This is a genomic window from Pseudoalteromonas sp. bablab_jr010, assembly GCF_016464105.1.
In the GTDB taxonomy this organism is placed as follows: Bacteria; Pseudomonadota; Gammaproteobacteria; order Enterobacterales; family Alteromonadaceae; genus Pseudoalteromonas; species Pseudoalteromonas simplex.
Map to the genome: position 1 here is coordinate 60,105 of NZ_JACDWV010000161.1, position 15,014 is coordinate 75,118.

Sequence of the window (15,014 nt, forward strand, 5' to 3'; positions counted from 1 at the left end):
GCTCCTAGAGTTGTACAACGTGTGTGTCGTAGTAGTTATTTATGGAAGTTAGAAAAATCAAGGTTAACCCTTGCTTACCAACCGTAAAAGTTATTTCGCCATGCCCTGGCACAGTTAAAGTGTGCTGACCTGTGGGCATTGGGTGCTGAGCAATGCTAAGTTGGCTTGGTAAAGTCAACCAGCTTCGTGTATCAGCTTGCTCAGATGCAACGTTATAAATGTTGGCTAAAATGTTACCAACATCGCCGCCACTTCTTGCTAACTCTGCACGTACCTTTTCTTTTGCTACCAGACGCATTACTTGTCGGGTTATTCTGCCAGCACTTTGATCCTTTAATGTCTTCGCCGCTAGCGCTTCGAGCCTAACAATGGGCGTCAGTGGCAAATTTTCGCCATCGAGAGTCACTGTTTTATCACTGGCCGCATAGGGCGCAGCGCGATAAACTGGCATGGCAACACTATAAAAGCGTGCATCGCCACGCGAAGTATAAATAGGTAACCGTAAATTAAACTCTTGCCTTGCTGGTATTAAACCTTGCTCTGCAATTACAATTACTTGGCCTGTGTTTGCTTGAGCTTGCTTTAATTTGCCAAAGCGTTTGCTAAATTCTTCAAAGTCCTGATCAAAACCTTGTTTTTTGGCAAGGCGTAACACTGCTTGCTGTAAGTAGCTATTCTCACTGTTTATTTCGAGCGCTTTCTTATAGTCGATATAGGCATCATCAAATTGTTTATCTGCCTCATAAAGTAGGGCCGATAAATAAAACGTAAAAGCATTTTGAAAGCCATTTTTGACATTACCAATTAACTCGGCCATATCAGGGTAGCCTTCAGCGGAGTTTTCCGCTTGTTCATCAAGTGCGGCTTGATTATCTTTTAGTGCATCTTCTTGCACTTTATTAGCGCGTCTAACTTCAACTAATGCAGATTCAAGTTGTTTATCAAATACATAATTCAGTGCTTTGTAGCTATGCAGCATGGTCATTTCATAGGCTGCTGGCTCATAACCAATCACTGAGTCATTGGTTAATAATGAATTTGTTTGCTCAAGGCCTGCACTTAGCTGTACTTTGGCTGCTTGACGCTTTTTTTCCATATTTTGATAAACAGCTTCAAAGGTCTCATTGGCCTGAGAATTTTGTTTAGCCAAAAACTCAAGACGGGCCGTTTCAAGCTGATTTAACAAATAGTTACTATGGCCTCGGCTGTTACTTGGCAAAAGCTGCTGAGCACTTGCTATGTTATTTTGAGAAACAGCTTGGCGCACAGGTCTTAGCTGCGTCGCATAATCTTGGAATAGATCAGTAATACCTATGGTACTGCAACCAGATAACAGTAAAGCAGCTCCAATAAATAAACGTCGATGCACTGAACACTCCTTTTAAACAATGTACTCAGATTAGCATACGCGGCTTAACCTTATATGATAAATTATGTAAAAAATCGTAAGTTAATAGACAACTTTCTGGTCTTTTTATTTTTTATGTTAAAGGAACACCGCATTTGTTAAGCACTGTACCGTATACCTTTATTGCACTTTGTGCGTTTGCAGCTAACTCTTTGCTGTGCCGAATGGCATTGCAAAGTGGTGATATTGATCCGTTAAGTTTTACCGTCATTCGCTTAGCGAGTGGGGCGTTTATGATGCTTATTATACTTTTATGGCAAACAACTCTATTGAGATCAAAATCACAATCAGCACAACCTTTAACCGACAAAGGTAGCAATATCAGTGCGCTTAGTTTATTTATTTACGCGCTGTGCTTTTCAGTTGCCTATGTTGATTTAAACACTGGCACAGGCGCACTTATCTTATTTTCAGCAGTACAGTTAACCATGATAGGCCATAGTGTTTTAAATAAAGAACCACTCAGTAAAGTGCAGTGGGGGGCTTTGTTTGTCGCTTTTGCGGGGTTTATATACTTAATGCTACCCTCAGCCACGGTGCCTTCTTTCATGCCGGCAATGCTCATGGCGTTAAGTGGTGTGGCGTGGGGTGTTTACAGTATTCGCGGAAAATCATGCAGCTCACCTTTGCAAGCAAGCAGCTTTAACTTTCTAAGAAGTTTAATACTTGTGCCAATTTTAGTCTTTCTAGCCGTGGTTGATTGGCAGGGTATCACAGCAACTGGCGTTTATTTGGCGATAGCTTCAGGAGCGCTTGCATCTGGGCTTGGTTATAGCATTTGGTACATTGCACTACCTAGGCTTAAAAGTAGCCAAGCAGGTGTGGTACAGCTAACCGTGCCCGTGCTTGCCACATTAGCTGGGGTGGTGGTATTAGATGAGCAATTAACTGCGCGTTTAGTTGTAGCCAGCGCCTTAATTCTTGGCGCTGTACTGGTGTTTTTAATGGCTAAAAAGCGCAGTGTCTAGATTAGGGCTTATTAACATTTAATACGTAGCGTTCATACAGGGTGTTTAGTTCGGCTAGTATCGCTTGTTTGCCGCTAAGCTCACTTTGTTCAATACATTGCTGTAATGTTGCAACTGACAAATACTGCATCATCTTAGCAGCTGCACCAATATGACTAATATGCCAAGGCTCAGGGGCAACCCCACCTTTGTATTCTTGGTAAGGGCGATAAAAACCATACTTTTCTAGGTTATCGTCAAGCCATGTAGCAAGCTTGGCAAAGGGCCCTGTGGGCGAATACTCATCAGGGGTTAATTGCAGCTGATAATCATCGTCAATAGGGCGGGTATCGTAAATGTCGAGGTCGGTACCAAAGTGGTGCCTACTTGCCCCAGGGAGTGCCGAGTAAAGCATAATAGCGTGGCACTTTTCAGTATCACTTAGGCTTTTTAAATCTACCGTTTGTTGCTCAAGGGTGTAAACCGGTCGAAGGCCCTGAAATTTAGCATTCCAAATTGCACTTTGACGATAAAAATCGCGAAAGCTTGAGGCAATTGTCAGATCAATACCTGCTTCTTTTGCCCCTTGCTGCAGAGCTAAAAAATCATCGACAATATTACGATGCAAGCGATGATTTTGTAGCTCAACTAAATGTGAGCTACTCAACCCAGTGGCGCATTGCTTAAGCTCTGTTTGGTTCATGTAAGCAGCTGCTCTAAAATCACTTCGTAAATATCAGCAAGTTGAATTAAATCATCGGTGCTAACACATTCATCTACTTTATGAATGGTTTCATTACGCGGACCAAGCTCAATGACTTTGGCACCCGTTTGTGCGATAAAGCGACCATCAGAAGTACCGCCGGTGGTTTCAAGTGCGGTGTCGCGTCCAGTCACCTGCTTAATAGCGTGCACGGTGGCATCAACTAACGGACCATGGTCGGTTAAAAACGGTAGTCCATTAACAATCCAATTTAGCTCGTAATTGAGGTTGTGTTTCTCAACAATATCAACCACTCGTTGCTGTAGCTGTTGGTGGGTGACTTCGGTGCTAAAACGAAAGTTAAATTGAATTTCAAGTTCACCTGGGATCACATTACCAGCACCGGTGCCACCGTTAATATTCGAAACCTGAAAACTCGTTGCAGGGAAAAATTCGTTACCTTGATCCCACTCGGTTTGACTTAGCTCAGTTAACGCAGGGGCGGCTAAATGAATTGGGTTTTGCGCTAAATGCGGGTAAGCAACATGGCCTTGCACACCTTTCACAGTTAAAAAGCCAGTTAATGAACCACGACGACCATTTTTTACCACATCGCCAAGTACATCTCGTGAAGAGGGTTCGCCAACTAGGCATAAATCAATCTTCTCACCTCGTGCTTCAAGGGTATCGATAACACGGGTTGTGCCGTTGATAAACGGGCCTTCTTCATCAGACGTAATTAAAAACGAAATTGACCCTTTATGATCAGGGTGTTTAGCGACAAAACGCTCGGTGGCAACCACCATGGCAGCTAAAGAGCCTTTCATATCGGCTGCACCGCGGCCATGTAACATACCGTCTTTTACCTGTGCAGAAAAAGGAGGGTGCTGCCAATTTTTTTCAGGACCTGTTGGTACAACATCTGTGTGACCAGCAAAACAAAAATGCGGTGACGCATCGCCCTTACGAGCCCAAGTATTTAGCGTATCAGTGAAAAACAGTGATTCAATATTAAAGCCAAGTTTTTCAAGGCGTTCGTTCATTAACGCTTGGCAACCAGCATCTTCAGGCGTTACTGATTCACGCTGAATAAGCGCTTGAGCAAGTTCAATAACAGGGTGAGTCATTAGGCAAAAATCTCATCGTATTGAGCGGCTTTAAAACCTAAGTGGTATTGGCCGTTATGCACAAGTACCGGGCGCTTGATCATCGCAGGTTGCTCAACCAGTAATGCTAATGCAGTTTCTTTATCTAGGTTTTGCTTTTGCTCATCAGATAATTGACGGTAAGTTGTGCCGCGTTTATTAACTAAATCTTGCCAATCAATGTGCGCTGCAAACTCATTAACTAGCTCAGCACTAATGCCGTCTTTACGGTAATCATGGAAAGTAAATTCTTGATTGTTATCAGTTAAATATTTCTTGGCTTTTTTGATTGTATCGCAATTGCTGATACCGTACATGATAGTCATAAATTCTACTTTTTCGTTACAGTGAGTAATGTGTCTACCCCAGCAGTGACCTGAGATAGTGAATAATATAGGGGTCCAAGGTGTTGGCTATTGAGAACGCACAGTGTGCCAAGCATAGGGCTGCTCAGCTCGCGTAAATCAAAATAGGCTAATCGTTCACCTTGGCTAATTTTACTGCCGTTTAATTTAGCAATATTGGTGTGGTTGATATGTTCTTCAACCGATGAAAACGATAAATTTAATAAAACTTTTAAACCGTTTTTTGCCTGTAAAATGTATTCTTTACCGGCATTTTTAACTTGTAATAGGGTGCCATCGAATGGCGCGATGATGTTGTGGCTGGTTAGTTCAACACTAATCCCTGGGCCAAGGGTGGCAAAACGAAAAAATGGCTCAGGGTGCTCGCTAATGCTTTTTACACGCCCAGTAAATGGGCTTTTAATGGCCATGCAGCGCGCTTTTCTGAGGCTGCGTTCGGGTAAGTATTGAACTTCGTTAGTCATGGCTTATTTAACATCACCTAGCACATGGTAACCGTCTTTTTTCAGGGCTGTAATGGCTTTGGCCATACTTTGCTTTTTCACCAATACATAATCTGTATCGTAGGTTGATAAAGCAAAAATCGAGATCGACGCTTTTGCTAGCACCCCAGAAATATTTGCCATAATACCTGTTAATGAAAAACCAAGTGGGCCAATGACTTCCAGTGCTTGCCAGTCGGTTTCTTGATCAAGACTGTCGAGCTGGAAACTACTTGGGCAGACAATAGACAGCTCATCAGCCGTTTTTGCAATAAAGAAAATAGCTTGTTGGAGTAAGGCAGGGTCAATCGTTGCATCGACATCTAAACTATGAATGGTAAGTTCTTCACTATGAAGTTGTAACGTTTGTTTTGACATCTGCGATCCTATCTTTGAAGCCTTTGAATTTATAGTATAGGTAAACAAAGTTAAGATAAAGCGCAATAATTTTGATTGCTGAGGTTTTACTCAATATCGCTGTTGAGGTTGTCCACAGAATCTGTGGATAAATATGGGAATAGGTCAGTATAAAGAAGCTAATAGGCTAATTTATAAAGGTTTTATAAATTAGCCTAAATTTTGAAGGGTTAATTTTCTAAGCTTTCAACTTGCTTAGCTTGAATCGCTGTAAGGGCAATGGTGTAAACAATATCGTCTACTAATGCACCTCGGCTCAAGTCATTTACCGGCTTACGCATACCTTGCAGCATAGGGCCAATACTAATTAAATCGGCACTCCGTTGAACGGCTTTATAGGTTGTATTACCCGTATTTAAATCAGGGAATACAAACACTGTTGCTTTACCTGCAACCGGGCTGTCTGGTGCTTTCTTAAGTGCTACGTTTTCCATAATTGCAGCGTCGTACTGAAGCGGGCCATCAATCACTAAATCAGGACGCTTTTGCTGGGCAAGTTTAGTGGCTTCACGCACTTTTTCTACATCAGCACCTGAACCCGAGGTACCCGTACTGTAGCTTATCATTGCAACACGCGGTTCAATACCAAACGCAGCCGCTGAATCAGCTGATTGAATCGCGATATCGGCCAGTTGCTCTGCTGTTGGGTCTGGGTTGATTGCACAGTCACCATAAACCAGAACTTGATCAGGTAACAACATAAAGAACACTGACGATACCAACGATGAACCCGGTGCAGTTTTAATTAATTGTAACGGCGGGCGAATCGTATTTGCTGTAGTGTTAACCGCACCCGACACTAGGCCATCTACTTTGCCTTGTTCAAGCATCATAGTACCAAGCACCACGTTATCCAGTAATTGCTCTTGAGCAACCACTTCTGTTAAGCCTTTGTTTTTGCGAATTTCGACCATAGGCGCAACGTAATCGTTGATCACATCACTTGGCTCAACAATAGTTACGTTATCGTTAAGCTCCACACCTTGTTGCTCAGCAATACGTAAAATCTCTTCTTTGTCACCAAGTAAGATTGTTTTTGCAATGCCACGTTGACCACAAATTGCCGCAGCTTTAATTGTGCGCGGCTCATTACCTTCTGGTAAAACAACCGTTTTATTCGCTTGACGAGCTTTGTCTGTTAGTAAGAAACGAAACGCAGGCGGAGACATTTTACGAGTACGACCAACACTTTGCGCTAGGCTGTCTAACCAATCAGAGTCAATATGGCTGGCGTTGTGATCTTTTACTTTATCGATACGCTGATCATCATCACACGGTACTTCCATATTGAAGTTGTGCAGTAATAAAGACGTGCGCCACGTATCTTCTTCTGTTGCAAGAATTGGCAGGCCGGTATCCATCGCTTGTTCGCATAATTTCATGATGCGATCTTCAGGCTTAAAGCCACCGGTTAATAAAATAGCCCCAAGTTTTGTGCCATTCATAGCTGATAAACAAGCAGCAACTAATACATCAGAGCGATCGCCCGGAGTGACCAGTAATGCACCTGGGGTAAAGTGGCTTAAAATATTCGATACGGTACGGGCACAGAAAGTAACGCGACGTAAACGACGGTGAGCCATGTCGCCTTCGTTAATAACTTCGGCCTTTAAGTATTCACATAAATCACGCACACGCGGCGCTACTAGGTCGAAATCCCACGGGATTGAACCTAATAACTTAAATGGGTGCTTTCTGAAAATAGGCAGAGATGCTAAACGGTTTAATTCGTTTTCAAGTTGCTCTGGCTCATGAGCTTCAACTAGATCAGCACGGGCACGGCCTTCGTCATCTAAAGGTGCATTAACTTTATTGAAAATACAGCCTAACACGCGAGGGTGGTTAACACCGCCATAGTTGCCTGAGGCGATTTCTAAACGGTCTTCAATTTGGTCGTTGCTATCGTTACTAGGCGTTAAAACAAAAACAATATCAGCACCCAGAGTTTGCGCGATTTCACGGTTTACACGGCCTGCGTACGGCTGACGACGTGTAGGCACCATTCCTTCGATAATAGCAATTTCGTCTTCTTTAATGGTACTTTCAAAGCGCTCTACGATTTCTTCTAGTAAATCGTCGCCTTTACCATCACCTATCATTTGCTCTGCATAGCTAAGCTCAAATGGTGTCGGCGGATTAATTGGCGAGCCATGGGTAACAATTTGCGTCGACTTTTCAGGACCTGTATCGCCAGAGCGTGGCTGTGCAATTGGCTTGAAAAAGTTCACTTTAAGCGCTTTTTGCTCAAGTGCGCGCACTAAACCAACAGAAACAGATGTTAAACCAACCCCAGTCGAAATAGGGATCAACATAATTCTACGTGCCATTTACTTAACCCTCCTTTGCAATGCGGGCTGCATCGTTAGCAATAACCCATTCTTCGTTGGTCGGGATCACAAACGCTTTAGCATGCGTTTGGCCTTTTGAAATTAAGCCTTCTTTACCAAAACGTGCCGCTAAGTTTGCAGCTTCGTCACACTCAAGGCCTAAAAAGCCTAATTGGGTGATCACTTTGTCACGAATGATATCTGAGTTTTCACCAATACCACCGGTGAAAATAAGTGCATCAAGGCGTTGTACAGGTACTAAGAATGCGGCGATTTGCTTTGCTAAGCGGTAGCAGAAAATATCGAGTGCAAGGTTCGCCTGCGGGTGGCCCTCAACGGCGGCTTCTTCAATAGTGCGACAATCATTTGATAGTTCACTAATACCTAATAAGCCACTTTGCTTATTAAGTAAGTCATCAATTTCTTGTACTGAATAATTTAGTTGCTGAGTTAAAAACGTGAATAAACCAGGGTCGATACTACCACTGCGGGTACCCATCACTAAGCCTTCAAGCGGTGTAAGGCCCATACTGGTATCAACACTCTTACCATCTTTAATCGCACATACCGAACAACCATTACCTAAATGTGCACTGATCACATTGGTTTGCTCGCGCTCTTTGCCTAATAATTTTGCTGCTTCACCTGCAACATAATAATGGCTCGTGCCATGGAACCCATAACGTCTTACGCCGTGCTCTTTATAAAGCGAGTAAGGCAGGGCGTATAAGTAAGCAATATTTGGCATGCTTTGGTGAAATGCCGTATCAAATACAGCAATTTGTGGCAGTGCTGAGAACGCTTGCTGTGCAGTGCGAATGCCTAATAAGTTGGCTGGGTTATGAAGTGGAGCAAGTGCCGCTGTTTTTTCGATAGCTGCAAGTACATCATCGTCAATAAGCACAGATTCAGTGAAATGCTCACCACCGTGTACAACACGATGACCCACAGCAATTAAATTATCTGCAAGGCCTAGCTCATTAACTAGCTTCACAAGCTCAGCAATTGCTGCATCGTGGGCTTGGCCCTTTGCAAGCTCAATAAGTTGTTTTTCACCATTATATTTATATTTGATTGAAGGCGTGTCTGAGCCAAGGCGCTCAGCTAAACCAGAAATAACTTCGTCAGAAGTGGCGGCATCTAAAATGGCAAATTTTAAACTTGAACTACCACAGTTCAGTACTAAAACATGTTGTGGTGAGCAAAGGGGCGTCGACATAGCTAGGTCCTAAAAGTACGATATCAGTCAGTGTATATTAAGGCTTGATAATTAGAATTCTTTGCCAGTATAGTAAATAAGTATTTTGTTGCTACACTTAACAAAGCTAGGCTGTAATTATACTAAAGTCTGGTTGACTTAAGCCGATAACATTTTATCTCATTTAGACTTTAAACGTTAGTCTCCTAACCATTAATTTGGTATTAAAACTAGGACAGGTTTTGCAGGGATTGTATCCGGGAGTGTGTTACACTCGGTTGTGAAACAAGTTGAAAACCCTAGGAGTGATGATGCAAAAAGGTGTCATGTCACAAGTGCAAACAGGTCGTCAATACGCTAAAAAATGGCCGATGCGACAAGAGCTCGCTCCATTGTTTGCCGAATTTAGAGTGATCAAGGCCACTGATCTGGCAATTACAGTGATGCCAATTTTGGCAATGCTGACCGTATTTATGCAAGTGAATTACTTAGGTAGTGATTATTTTCCACAAGCTATCACGATCGCGCTTTTCTTTTTATCACTACCGCTTCAAGGTTTGTTGTGGCTAGGCCGCCGTGCAGAAACCCGTTTAGAGCCAGCAATGCTAAGTTGGTATACCGAGCTGCACAGTAAAATGAAGGCGCATGGTTATCAGTCACAGTTAACGACTGAAAAACCACGCTACACTGATTTAGCTCAATTATTAAAAGATATGTTCGAAAAAATGGATAAAGCCTTCACTAAAGAACACTTCTAATCGCGAATAAACTGGCTCACATAAAACGATAACGTTACTTTTTGTGGGCCTTGCTGCTCAATCTGCTGCCAATGCTCCGGGCGAAACTTCCACGCAAACGGCGTCATCATAATTAAATGTTTAATCTCACCGACCGACAACAGCACCTGCTGTTCTAATAAATTTATCGACTCTTTGCTGAAGCCTGCTGGTGGTTCTATCTCTGTATGCGGTTTTACATCAGCATAAATAAACGCTTTTAACTCTTTAAGGTGCCAAGGGCCAGGACTTGCAACAATTAAACTAGCTTGCGGCTTGGCAAGGCGGGCAAGCTCTTGTGCAAATAAAGGGGCAAACACACTAACAAGCACATCAGCCTGCGCATCTGCAAAAGGGGCTTGGCTAATCGACGCGACACTAAAATGCGCATTTTCGTAGCGCTTAGCGGCGTATTTTACCGCGGGCTTAGAAATATCGACACCATATACATCGGCACTCGACTGCGCTGCTATAGCTTGAGTATAAAAACCTTCACCACAGCCTAAATCAATCACTGAACTTGGTTCGAGAGATGCCACTAACTCAGCTAAAGCCTGCTGTAAAAACAAATAGTGTCCGGCACTTAAAAAAGCGCGGCGAGCCTGCACCATTTCAAGGTTATCGCCCGGTTGTTTCGACTTTTTATTTTGCACGGGAAGTAAATTGACATAACCCTCTTTGGCGATATCAAAACTGTGGTTATTGTCACAACGGTAAGTTTTGTCGTTTAGAGTGAGTTCAAGTTTGCAAAGCGGGCAGTGGTAGTGAAGACTCATGAGTCTAAATAGTCCTTATCATAAAAGGTTTTAACCCAATGAGGGCGATAGGTGATCATCAAGGTAATGGCCATGCCATTGAGCATTGCTTCAGGAAACCAAATTATGGCACACAGAATCAGATAATTTTCTGAAATCTCAATAAAACTGTAATCACCAAGCAAGTAATAAAACACACCGCTGGTAAGTATTTTAATACAGGCGATAACAGCAGCGGTTAAAAACGCGCATAAAAAGATATAAATAAAAAAGTGTCTTGGTAAATAGGTATAGCAAATTACAAAGCACAGATAGCTCAACGTAATTGGAATGAACGCTGTAAATAACAAATGCACAGGCAATAAACTGATTGGCAATTGTGCAACCAGCACTAACAACAAACTCGCCAAGGTACTTGCAAAAATAGCCAGTCGCCAACCTAAAATTAGGGTCACTGCAGTAACCCCTAAAATATGCAATTCGAGGCCTGGCAATATCCCCGCTTTAATGCGCCACAGTACCGCAAGTACTAAAGCACATGCGAGCACACCAACTTGTCTTATTGGCGTTGCCAATAATTGTGATGCGCTTTGCTTATCAAAGCTGAGCCAGAGTATTATAGCCACACAGCTCCACAAAGGGAGCTGCCATTGCAATGTGTCTATCATGCGTTAAATGTTGACCAAATTGGCGCATGATCAGATGGTTTTTCGATACCTCGCAATTCGTAATCGATACCAGACTCAACACAACGCTCAGCAAGAGCTGGAGTTGCTAAGATCACATCAATACGTAGACCACGGTTGTCATCAAAACCTTTTGAGCGGTAATCAAACCACGAGTATTGCTCAGTTTTTTCTGGGTAAAGTTCACGGAAGGTATCTTTAAAGCCCCAGTTTAATAAAGTGCTTAACCATTCACGCTCTTCAGGTTGGAAAGAACACTTACCTGTTTTTAACCAGCGCTTACGGTTTGGTTCACCAATACCAATGTCGAGATCGGTCGGTGAAATATTAATGTCGCCCATCACAATAACATCTTGATCAGCCGTGTGGTTATCTTCTAAGTGAGTCATTAAATCTTTATAGAACTGACGCTTATAAGGGAATTTGGTTTCGTGGGCAATATTATCCCCTTGCGGGAAGTAGCCATTCATCACCGTTAGGTCACGACCATTTTCTTGTGTCACGGTAACACTGATCATACGACGCTGTGATTCGTCGGTATCGGTTGCAAAGCCTTTAACAACTGATTTTGGCTCTTGTTTACATAACATTGCCACGCCGTAATGTGCTTTTTGACCGTGAAAATAAACGTGATAACCCATTTTTTGCACATCTTCGAGAGGGAAGGCCTCATCATGTACTTTGATTTCTTGTAAGCCAATAATATCTGGTTGATGTTTATCAATTACGGCTTGCAATTGGTGTAAACGAGCGCGCAGGCCGTTAATGTTAAATGAGATTACCTTCATGGTGCACCTATTATTTTTGTTTCAGTGTTTAGCGCAATTCTATCATCAAACTAGGGCTTATTCATGAGCTAATTACGAAAATCAAATTGGGCAAATGTTGATCAATTGCTGCTTAATTTAAAAACATTGTTAACTCACTATTAATTATTAAATTAAATAAATAATTCAGTTGATCTGCTTATTTTTGTTTATATAATGCGCGCAAACCACCCGTTCATATTATGTACTATTTAAAGGTAAACCATGAAAAAACAATTAGTGATGCTTTCTCTTGCATGTATCTCATTTGGCTCATTAGCAAGCAACCCGCACTACTTTTCAGCTGATAACAGTATTGAATCGAAGTTATGTAGCTTAAGTGCAAACGAAGGGTTTACCGCTGCACGTAAAGAAGCAGCAAAGCATGGCATTTCAATGTCACGTTTTTCAAAAAGCATTTTATGTAACGGTACTGACATTCGTGAAATTGCAAAAAAATCACAATCACAAGAAGTAGCAAAAGCAGCGATTGAAGTGTTTGCTAAAAATGAGCAAAAAGAAACTCAACTTTGCATCACTGCACTTAAAAAAGGTTTAACACCTGTGCGTGAAAAAATTGGCAACTTAAACACGTTAAAATGTAATGGCGAAGCAGTAACAGACTTCGTTAAGCGTTACCAAAACGCAGCTATCTAATAGCGACAGTATAGTTATTTGTAAAAAGCGCTCTTCGGAGCGCTTTTTTTATGAAAAAATTACAGCAATCTATGAAAAGCTTGCTAAATCATAGGCTTAACAGTAACTTAACTAGATTGTAAGTGCTTGATTTTAGTCAATAAGGCATTTTGGCATTCAACTTGAAATAGTCTAATTGAATCTAATCGACTACAAGGAAATGTCTTATGAAAAAGTTAACTTTAGCATCTACAATTTTAGCAGCACTAAGTCTTTCAGCATGTTCTGCAAGTAACTCTTTAGCAAAAATCGACAGCGATTTTGGCAGTCTAGATAATGACAATGACGGCTATATCTCTAAGGTAGAAGCTGACGATGATGCAATTTGGGAGCATTTTTCAAATATCGATACCAATATGGATGAGCAAATCAGCCGTACTGAATTTAATGCATATATGCAATTAAATACAGGCAAGGTGGCAGCTGATAGTGAGGTATCTGAATCAGCATTTAAAGCTGAAATCGCTAAATTTGACCCAATCGAAAATGACTTTAAATCGTTAGATAACGACAAAAATGGTTATGTTTCAATTGAAGAAGCCGATGACGACGATATCGCAAATCACTTTGGCTATATGGATAGCAACAAAGATAAGCGTATAAGCCGCACTGAGTTTGTTAATTACATTAGCAAATATGGCAGCGACGTTGCCGAAGATGATGCCCTTGAAATGGTTAAAAATAGCTAATTTCAAAATTCATTTATAAATATCCCCCAAAGCCAGTGTTTTACACTGGCTTTTTTACAATAATTTTTCCAACCTTGGCCGACTTCTGTCATAATAGAGCGTTAGTGATTTAAAATGACCTTTAGTAGCAATGGCCACAAAACGTATCAGTGATGAACAGTTAGTCGAAATCATAGAAGCCGCGATTTTTGTTGCTGGAAAACCTGTGTCTAAACGTCATTTAAAAGAGACAGTATTAGCTGATTTAAGCGTATCTATGCCGCGCATTAATAATGCAATTGAACAAATTCAAACGCATTATCAAACCCGAGGCATTAAGCTTGTTGCAGTAGGCAGCGGTTACAGGTTTCAAGCCTGCGCTAGTTTAGCGCCTTGGCTGGCAAACTTATGGCAAGAGCGCGCACCTAAATACTCACGAGCACTACTAGAAACGTTATCCTTGATTGCCTATAGACAACCTATTACCCGTGGTGAAATTGAACAAGTACGGGGGGTCGCTGTTGGCTCAGGAATAATTAAAACCTTATTAGAAAGAGAGTGGGTTAGAGTTGTTGGCCATAAAGAGGTGCCCGGGCGCCCAGCGTTGTATGCCACAACATCCGCTTTCTTAGATTATTTTTCATTAGCTGGTTTAGATGAATTACCGCCGTTACCTGAACTTCAGGAGAGTAAAATCAACCAGCTATTGAGCGATCCTTCTGTGAGAGAACTATCTGAATGAGTAATGTAGAAACTGAAAAGTTACAAAAAGTATTAGCCCGTGCTGGCGTGGGTTCACGTCGTGAAATGGAAAAATACATCGATGCCAACCGCGTGAGCGTGAATGGTAAAGTGGCTCGTTTAGGCGACCGCGTAGAAGCAACCGATGTAATTCGTGTTGACGGTCACGTAGTGAAAATCGAAGACAAAGCCGACCGTATTTGTCGTGTGCTTATGTATAACAAACCAGAAGGTGAGTTATGTACGCGTAAAGACCCTGAAGGTCGTCGTACGGTATTTGATCGTTTACCACGTGTTGATGGCGAACGTTGGATTGCAGTTGGCCGACTAGATATTAACACCGCTGGTTTAATGCTGTTTACTAACGATGGTGAACTTGCTAACCGTTTAATGCACCCAAGCTACGAAGTAGAGCGTGAATACTCAGCTCGTGTATTTGGTGAAGTGACTAACGAAACGCTACGCACTTTAACAAAAGGTGTTGAGCTTGAAGATGGTCCTGCGAAATTCTTAAACATCAAACCTATGGGTGGTGAAGGTATCAACCGTTGGTTCAATGTGACTTTAACAGAAGGTCGTAACCGCGAAGTACGTCGTTTATGGCAATCACAAGATGTTGAAGTATCGCGTCTTATCCGTATTCGTTACGGTAAGTTAGAGCTTGATAAGCGCTTGCCACAAGGTGGTTGGGCTGAACTTGATTTAGAGACGGTTAACTATTTACGCAAAACAGTACAACTAGGCCGCGAAACGCAAACTAAGCTGTCGGTTATTCCTGAAAAGCGTAAAGACAAACGTGCCAAAATCAACCAAATCCGTAAGGCGGTTAAAAAGCACAATCAACGCGCTAAACAAACTAAGCGTCGTTAATCAGAAATATAATTGTTTGCAGAT

General features: G+C 42.0%; 17 protein-coding genes. 6 read left to right on the forward strand and 11 right to left on the reverse strand.

What is annotated here, in order from left to right:
- Positions 1–4: 4 nt before the first annotated feature.
- Complete coding sequence (locus JIG37_RS17275) at positions 5–1,369, reverse strand: adenine DNA methylase (RefSeq protein WP_199529919.1); 1,365 nt, start codon at positions 1,367–1,369, stop codon at positions 5–7.
- 134 nt (positions 1,370–1,503) lie between these two features.
- On the opposite strand from JIG37_RS17275, the gene JIG37_RS17280 reads away from it, so the two are divergent.
- The gene (locus JIG37_RS17280) at positions 1,504–2,376 is read left to right on the forward strand and encodes a DMT family transporter (RefSeq protein WP_244664401.1); all 873 of its coding nucleotides are present in this window, start codon (positions 1,504–1,506) and stop codon (positions 2,374–2,376) included.
- Between the two features lies 1 nt (position 2,377).
- Here JIG37_RS17280 and JIG37_RS17285 read toward each other — a convergent pair whose 3' ends face one another.
- The 7 genes from JIG37_RS17285 to JIG37_RS17315 all read right to left on the reverse strand — a co-directional run bounded on the left by JIG37_RS17285 (position 2,378) and on the right by JIG37_RS17315 (position 9,013).
- Positions 2,378–3,058: a M15 family metallopeptidase gene (locus JIG37_RS17285; protein WP_199529920.1), complete on the reverse strand. Its 681-nt coding sequence runs from the start codon at positions 3,056–3,058 to the stop codon at positions 2,378–2,380.
- A complete protein-coding gene (dapE, locus tag JIG37_RS17290) occupies positions 3,055–4,185 on the reverse strand; it encodes a succinyl-diaminopimelate desuccinylase (RefSeq protein ID WP_054552957.1) in 1,131 nt (376 codons plus the stop codon). Before dapE ends, JIG37_RS17285 begins: the two co-directional genes overlap by 4 nt.
- Entirely contained in the window at positions 4,185–4,529 is a 345-nt protein-coding gene (locus JIG37_RS17295; RefSeq protein WP_054552958.1) for an ArsC family reductase, read from the reverse strand. Before JIG37_RS17295 ends, dapE begins: the two co-directional genes overlap by 1 nt.
- Before the next feature lie 5 nt (positions 4,530–4,534).
- Positions 4,535–4,978 carry a PTS glucose transporter subunit IIA gene (locus tag JIG37_RS17300; protein WP_228290651.1) on the reverse strand — a complete coding sequence of 148 codons (444 nt, stop codon included), beginning with the start codon at positions 4,976–4,978 and terminating at the stop codon, positions 4,535–4,537.
- A 57-nt stretch (positions 4,979–5,035) separates the two neighbouring features.
- Entirely contained in the window at positions 5,036–5,428 is a 393-nt protein-coding gene (locus JIG37_RS17305) for an ACT domain-containing protein (protein WP_054552960.1), read from the reverse strand.
- Between the two features lie 209 nt (positions 5,429–5,637).
- Positions 5,638–7,794 (reverse strand): phosphate acetyltransferase, encoded by a 2,157-nt coding sequence (gene pta, locus JIG37_RS17310; protein WP_199529921.1) that lies wholly within the window; start codon positions 7,792–7,794, stop codon positions 5,638–5,640.
- A 4-nt stretch (positions 7,795–7,798) separates the two neighbouring features.
- A complete protein-coding gene (locus JIG37_RS17315) occupies positions 7,799–9,013 on the reverse strand; it encodes an acetate kinase (protein WP_199529922.1) in 1,215 nt (404 codons plus the stop codon).
- 290 nt (positions 9,014–9,303) lie between these two features.
- Here JIG37_RS17315 and yfbV point away from each other — a divergent pair, with 290 nt between their 5' ends.
- Positions 9,304–9,750, forward strand: a complete 447-nt coding sequence (gene yfbV / locus JIG37_RS17320; RefSeq protein ID WP_054552963.1) for a terminus macrodomain insulation protein YfbV — start codon at positions 9,304–9,306, stop codon at positions 9,748–9,750.
- On the opposite strand, the gene JIG37_RS17325 is transcribed toward yfbV, so the two are convergent.
- From JIG37_RS17325 to xthA, 3 genes are read right to left on the reverse strand one after another with little or no spacing between them, the layout of a single operon-like run.
- On the reverse strand, positions 9,747–10,544 hold the full coding sequence (locus JIG37_RS17325; protein ID WP_199529923.1) for a putative RNA methyltransferase: 798 nt from the start codon (positions 10,542–10,544) through the stop codon (positions 9,747–9,749). The genes yfbV and JIG37_RS17325 overlap by 4 nt on opposite strands.
- Positions 10,541–11,191 carry an energy-coupling factor ABC transporter permease gene (locus JIG37_RS17330; RefSeq protein ID WP_152967138.1) on the reverse strand — a complete coding sequence of 217 codons (651 nt, stop codon included), beginning with the start codon at positions 11,189–11,191 and terminating at the stop codon, positions 10,541–10,543. The genes JIG37_RS17325 and JIG37_RS17330 overlap by 4 nt, the downstream gene beginning before the upstream one ends.
- Complete coding sequence (xthA, locus tag JIG37_RS17335; RefSeq protein WP_138615750.1) at positions 11,188–11,997, reverse strand: exodeoxyribonuclease III; 810 nt, start codon at positions 11,995–11,997, stop codon at positions 11,188–11,190. Before xthA ends, JIG37_RS17330 begins: the two co-directional genes overlap by 4 nt.
- A 243-nt stretch (positions 11,998–12,240) precedes the next feature.
- Here xthA and JIG37_RS17340 point away from each other — a divergent pair, with 243 nt between their 5' ends.
- The 4 genes from JIG37_RS17340 to rluB all read left to right on the forward strand — a co-directional run bounded on the left by JIG37_RS17340 (position 12,241) and on the right by rluB (position 14,990).
- Entirely contained in the window at positions 12,241–12,672 is a 432-nt protein-coding gene (locus JIG37_RS17340; protein WP_199529924.1) for an exonuclease III, read from the forward strand.
- Positions 12,673–12,878: 206 nt separating this feature from the next.
- On the forward strand, positions 12,879–13,400 hold the full coding sequence (locus JIG37_RS17345; protein ID WP_138600085.1) for an EF-hand domain-containing protein: 522 nt from the start codon (positions 12,879–12,881) through the stop codon (positions 13,398–13,400).
- Between the two features lie 130 nt (positions 13,401–13,530).
- A complete protein-coding gene (gene scpB / locus JIG37_RS17350) occupies positions 13,531–14,121 on the forward strand; it encodes an SMC-Scp complex subunit ScpB (RefSeq protein ID WP_054552968.1) in 591 nt (196 codons plus the stop codon).
- Positions 14,118–14,990 carry a 23S rRNA pseudouridine(2605) synthase RluB gene (gene rluB / locus JIG37_RS17355; RefSeq protein ID WP_138600083.1) on the forward strand — a complete coding sequence of 291 codons (873 nt, stop codon included), beginning with the start codon at positions 14,118–14,120 and terminating at the stop codon, positions 14,988–14,990. The genes scpB and rluB overlap by 4 nt, the downstream gene beginning before the upstream one ends.
- The last annotated feature ends 24 nt before the right edge of the window (positions 14,991–15,014 follow it).